The 5,511-nt window shown below is 53.3% G+C and carries 5 protein-coding genes and 1 pseudogene; all 6 read right to left on the minus strand.

Going from position 1 to position 5,511, the window contains the following annotated elements; all coding sequences use genetic code 11:
* Nucleotides 1-199, minus strand: a pseudogene (gene gudD / locus KQJ19_RS22130) (glucarate dehydratase); the annotation flags it as partial.
* 20 nt (nucleotides 200-219) lie between these two features.
* Nucleotides 220-1,560: an enolase C-terminal domain-like protein gene (locus KQJ19_RS22135; RefSeq protein WP_029139643.1), complete on the minus strand. Its 1,341-nt coding sequence runs from the start codon at nucleotides 1,558-1,560 to the stop codon at nucleotides 220-222.
* 2 nt (nucleotides 1,561-1,562) lie between these two features.
* Nucleotides 1,563-2,915, minus strand: coding sequence for a galactarate/glucarate/glycerate transporter GudP (gene gudP / locus KQJ19_RS22140; RefSeq protein WP_216404158.1), 1,353 nt, complete (start codon nucleotides 2,913-2,915; stop codon nucleotides 1,563-1,565).
* A 365-nt stretch (nucleotides 2,916-3,280) separates the two neighbouring features.
* The gene (locus tag KQJ19_RS22145; protein ID WP_131405302.1) at nucleotides 3,281-3,730 is read right to left on the minus strand and encodes a flavodoxin; all 450 of its coding nucleotides are present in this window, start codon (nucleotides 3,728-3,730) and stop codon (nucleotides 3,281-3,283) included.
* Between the two features lie 19 nt (nucleotides 3,731-3,749).
* Nucleotides 3,750-4,532, minus strand: coding sequence for a tRNA pseudouridine(65) synthase TruC (gene truC / locus KQJ19_RS22150; RefSeq protein WP_216404159.1), 783 nt, complete (start codon nucleotides 4,530-4,532; stop codon nucleotides 3,750-3,752).
* Nucleotides 4,532-4,861 (minus strand): YqcC family protein, encoded by a 330-nt coding sequence (locus KQJ19_RS22155; protein ID WP_016154244.1) that lies wholly within the window; start codon nucleotides 4,859-4,861, stop codon nucleotides 4,532-4,534. Before KQJ19_RS22155 ends, truC begins: the two co-directional genes overlap by 1 nt.
* Nucleotides 4,862-5,511 lie beyond the last annotated feature (650 nt).

Consider the following 5,511-nt stretch of genomic DNA (forward strand, 5'->3'; position numbering starts at 1 on the left):
CTTCCAGGGTCTGACGAATTTTTTCGCCGCCGGGAATCTCACCCACGCCGGTATGACCGGAGTTATCTTTGATAATCACAATATTACGCGTGAAGAACGGAGCATGTGCGCCGCTCAGATTCATCAGCATGCTGTCATGGCCCGCAACCGGGATCACCTGCATCGCGGTTACGACTGGGGTAGTAAATTGTGCGCTCATAATTAAGTCCTTATTCAAAATTAGTGGCGGCCGAAAACGGGACGTTTACGGTCAAAAGTCCATCCAGGGATCAGATACTGCATCGGGCCTGCGTCATTACGCGCGCCGCCGGGCAGCGCCTTATAGGCTTCATGCGCTTTCTGTACCTGATCCCAGTCCAGTTCCACGCCCAGGCCGGGCGCGTCGGGTACCGCAATTTTTCCGTGTTTAATCTCCAGCGGATTTTTGGTCAGGCGGCAATCGCCCTCCTGCCAGATCCAGTGGGTGTCGATCGCCGTTGGGTTGCCCGGCGCAGCGGCACCGACGTGGGTGAACATCGCCAGGGAAATATCAAAATGATTGTTAGAGTGGCAGCCCCAGGTCAGTCCCCAGTCATCGCATAACTGTGCCACGCGTACCGCACCGGAAAGGGTCCAGAAGTGCGGATCGGCCAGTGGAATATCTACCGAGTTGAGCATCACCGCATGGCCCATCTCACGCCAGTTGGTAGCTATCATATTCGTTGCTACCGGCAGACCGGTTGCACGGCGGAACTCGGCCATCACTTCGCGACCAGAAAAACCCTGTTCTGCGCCGCACGGATCTTCGGCGTAGGTCAGAACATCGTTCAGCCCTTTACACAAGGAGATAGCTTCATCCAGCAGCCAGGCACCGTTAGGGTCGACCGTAATACGCGCATCCGGGAAACATTGTTTCAACGCGCGAGCGGTGTCGATTTCCTGCTCGCCAGGCAGCACACCGCCTTTGAGTTTGAAATCTTTAAAGCCGTAGCGATCCTGCGAAGCCTGAGCCAGACGCACCACCGCCTCACTGTTCATCGCCTGCTGGTGACGCAGGTGATACCACTCATGGTTACCCGGCGTGCTGTCCAGATACGGCAGATCGGTTTTGCTGCGATCTCCCACGTAGAACAGATAGCCGAGCACGGTGACCGCATCGCGCTGCTTGCCTGGCCCTAACAGTTCGCAGACCGGCACGTTCAGCGCCTTGCCCAGCAGGTCGAGCAGTGCGGCTTCCAGCGCGGCCACCGCATTAACCCGCAGTTCAAAGGTCCAGGCACCTTTGCCAAAGGTGTCAAAATCAGCGGCCTGGTTGCCTTTATGCACCTGCTGAACCACCTTATTCAGGCGCGCGACTTCCTGGCCCAACACTTGTGGAATCGCGTCCACCAGCGTCTGATAAATCACTTCGCCGCCCGGCGCTTCACCGACGCCGGTATTTCCGGCGTTATCGGTGAGCACGACGATATTGCGGGTAAAGTATGCGTTATGCGCCCCGCCAATATTGAGCAGCATGCTGTCATGACCGGCCACCGGAATGACCTTCATATCGGTAATAATGGGACTCGATTGTGTTGTCATCATCATTGCCCTGCGACAGGTTTCAGTTCGATACGTTTAATATCACCCACCAGCACCAGATAGCTCACTACAGCAATCAGCGCATGCACCCCGACGTAAATCAACGCACCGTTAAACGAGCCAGTGGTACCTACGATGTAGCCGATAGCAATTGGCGTAACGATACCGGAGATGTTGCCAAACATATTGAACAGACCGCCGCTCAAACCGCTGATCTCTTTTGGCGCAGTATCGGCCATCACCGCCCATCCCAACGCACCGATACCTTTGCCGAAGAAGGCCAGCGCCATAAAACCGATGATCATCCACTCCACGTTGACGTAGTTACAGAACACCATCACCATCGACAACAGCATACCCAGTACGATTGGCGTTTTACGGGCGATATTCAGCGAACCGGTACGGCGCATCAGCCAGTCGGAAATAATGCCGCCAAGCACGCCGCCTGCAAATCCGCAAATGGCCGGGACCGAGGCAACAAAACCGGCTTTCAAAATCGACATACCGCGTGCCTGTACCAGATAAACCGGGAACCAGGTGATAAAGAAGTAGGTCAGCGCGTTTATGCAGTATTGGCCGATATAAATACCGATCATCATCCGTGAGCCCAGCAGTTGCTTGATCTGCCCCCACTTCACGCTGAACGGCACTTTGGCTTTGGCTGCCGCCTGATCCATATTGATCAGCGCTCCGCCTTCGGCAATGTAGTCCAGCTCTTTTTGGTTTACGCCCGGATGCTGGTTCGGTTCATGAATCACCTTCAGCCAGACAAAACTGATAACAATCCCGAGACCGCCCATAAAGAAGAACACATGCGACCAGCCCACTTCGTGGGTCAACCAGCCCATGATTGGCGCGAAGATCACGGTGGCAAAGTACTGCGCCGAGTTAAAAATAGCGACCGCCGTGCCCCTTTCCTGCGCCGGGAACCACGCCGCCACAATACGACTGTTGCCAGGGAAGGATGGCGCTTCGGCTAACCCCACGAGGAAGCGCAGGGTAAACAGCGCAACGATAATGCCGAAGCCGCTGAAGATATCGACGAAGCCCTGCAGCAGGGTAAACATGGACCAGATAAAAATGGACCAGAAGTAAACACGTTTTGAACCGAAGCGGTCGAGCAGCCAGCCGCCGGGGATCTGACCGATAACATAGGCCCATGAAAAAGCGGAGAATACATACCCCATCCCTACCGCATCCAGACCAATATCTTTGGCCATCTCCGAGCCGGCAATGGATAAGGTGGCGCGATCGCCGTAGTTGAAGGATGTGACGATAAACAGCATCACCACTATCCAGTAGCGAGCGTTAGTGCGTTTTTCCGCGCTGCTCGCCGCCTGACTTAATGAACTCATTGTTGCACTCCTGAATCTTGGCTTTCGCCAGTTCATTCTGTACAGCACCTGTAGGGTGATCAGAATGAGAGGTTAGTGTGTGGCAGTTTTGGTACAGCTCAGGGCCGTTTTATTCTGACTCGCTGCCTTTTCGGGAACTGACGGGAAAAGTATATGAAGGAGTGCCTCTTACCCTCACCGTGCAAAAACACAACATTGCGGGAGGTGAATGAGGTTGTTTATGGCATAAGCCTAAGGGAATGGAAGATGCTTCACGAAATTGGCGTTTGGTGGGCGTTTTGTTGCCGGGTAGCAACGCCTTACCCGGCCTACGATCCAAAAGAGAGTAACAGGCCCGTGCAAACAAAGCGCTGCCGGGCGCAAGGTTATTTAAGCAAGGTTCCCCAGTTTTCTACCCAGGGATTGGATTCGCTTTCCGGTTCAGGATGCTCGCTGGCGTCAATCAGCAGCATTTCCCCTACACGTTGGGCGCTTTGTTCCTGCAACAGTGCATCGAACTGCTTGCCGCCATTGCAGAAATTAACATAGCTACTGTCACCCAGCGCAATTACCCCGTAATGCAGATTTGGCTGGAAACCGAGATTATCTTTGATCCCCTGAAACAGCGGCGCGATGCTATCCGGCAGATCGCCCTGCCCGGTCGTTGAGGTCACCACCAGCACATATTTTTCCTGATATGCCTGCCAGTCGCTGAGCTCGGGATCTTCGAACACCGTGGCTTTATGGCCCTGCGCCGTCAAAATAGCTTCGGCCTCTTCGGCAACCAGCAACGCGTTTCCGTACATCGTGCCGACAAAAATTCCAATTTCCGCCATAACCGTAATCTCCTGGGACTTAAGAATCTATCTGCTCATCCTGACCTGACAGCCCACTGAACTCAACCCTTTCATTCTCAGGGAGAAGTCCACGCCAGCCAAACTGTGATAGCGCCTGCATCCAGACATCATCCAGCCCGGCGCGAATAACCAGCGGTTCGCCGGTAAAAGGATGAGTCAGCGCAAGCTGGCTGGCATGAAGCATCAAACGCTGACAGCCAAAGTACTCAGCGGCGCTGCGGTTTTGCCGCAAATCACCGTGCTTACTGTCGCCGATAATTGGATGACGTAAGTGCGCCAGATGGCGTCTGAGCTGGTGTTTTCGACCGGTTTTAGGATCCAGTTCCACCAATCCGTAACGGGTCGTCGGATAACGTCCGGTCGCTACCGGCATCTCAACCGTCGCCAAACCGCGATAATGGGTGACGGCAGGCTGCGGGCCTTTATCATCACGGGCAAATTTATCGGCGATCTTATCCAGTTCTTCGACCAGCGGGTAATCCAGCACGGCATCATCCATCAGCCAGCCACGCACAATCGCATGATAGCGTTTCTGAATTTGATGATGTTCAAATTGCTGGGACAGCAACCGCCCGGCTTCGCTGGACAGTCCCATCAGCAGTACTCCGGAAGTCGGTCTGTCGAGTCGGTGGGCGGTAAAAACGTGCTGACCAATCTGGTCGCGTACCGTTTGCATCACCACCACTTTCTCATCCCGGTCGAGCCAACTGCGGTGAACCAACCAGCCCGAAGGTTTATTAACTGCGACCAGCCATTCGTCCTGATACAGAATCTCCAGCATCAGGCGTTATCACTTGTAAACAGTGCATCCAACTCCTGCAATGCCGTCAGGAGAATTTCGCGTTGCGGGTGATCGGCTGCCAACGCCATTTCGTAATACGGTGCGACGGCAAAAGCCTGCGGAAGCGGCTGAGCGTTATCAATCAGCGTATGCATGCGGGGAATCAATACCCATTGCAGCCACTCAACCGGCTCCATGGTATCCATACAAAAAGGCTGCGTGCTGGTAAACAGATGCTCTGCAGGCTCATCCAACCGCCAGTGATTATGTTCACGCAGTAGCGCTTCAAGCGCGTGTAACTGCTGGCGCACACGGTCATGAGTCGTCATGAAATTAACCTCAATGATGAAAAATCTGGCGCGAAGAATAGCACTAGTGAAGGGAAATAAAAAAAGGGAGCACTGTAAAAACAGTGCTCCCGGTTCGTTTCGCAGCGTTCCAGCTACTTTTAGTGCTCCCTGCTCATCCGTGACAACTTTTCCTGTGGTCTTGCGACCTTGTTCATCCTGAACTTGTGCATCCTGCTCACATCACCCCGATGTGAAAACTTCATCCTGAAGTGTCCTGGCCATCCTGACCCGCCGAACATCCTGACCGGCTCTCATTCTCCATCCTGGAGGTGTCCCTTAACGCATCCAGCGCTTTCCGCTTTGCTTCATCCTGAAGCCTGTCCTTGTAACACCGTCCTGGTGTGTCCTGCCGAAGAGCCATCATCCTGATGTTCTCTTCGTTGTGCGACTCCTTGTCGACAGATATAGAATCGCCTGTTTCGCCTTGTCTTACAAGATGCTTACAGACACTCCCTTAAGATTATTTTCGTATGAAAGTAGACAATAAAACATTAACTTTATGAATAATAAGGAATAATTATTTTATCCGTTCATTAAGTCTTTACTTATTACCTGGCAATGTCCTACAGGGTTTGTAAGAGATCTCTCACAAGGTTCAGGGCAATCTGGATTACAGAACTGGCTTAAGC

The organism is Citrobacter sp. S46_ASV_140 (assembly GCF_018919545.1).
GTDB lineage: Bacteria > Pseudomonadota > Gammaproteobacteria > Enterobacterales > Enterobacteriaceae > Citrobacter > Citrobacter braakii.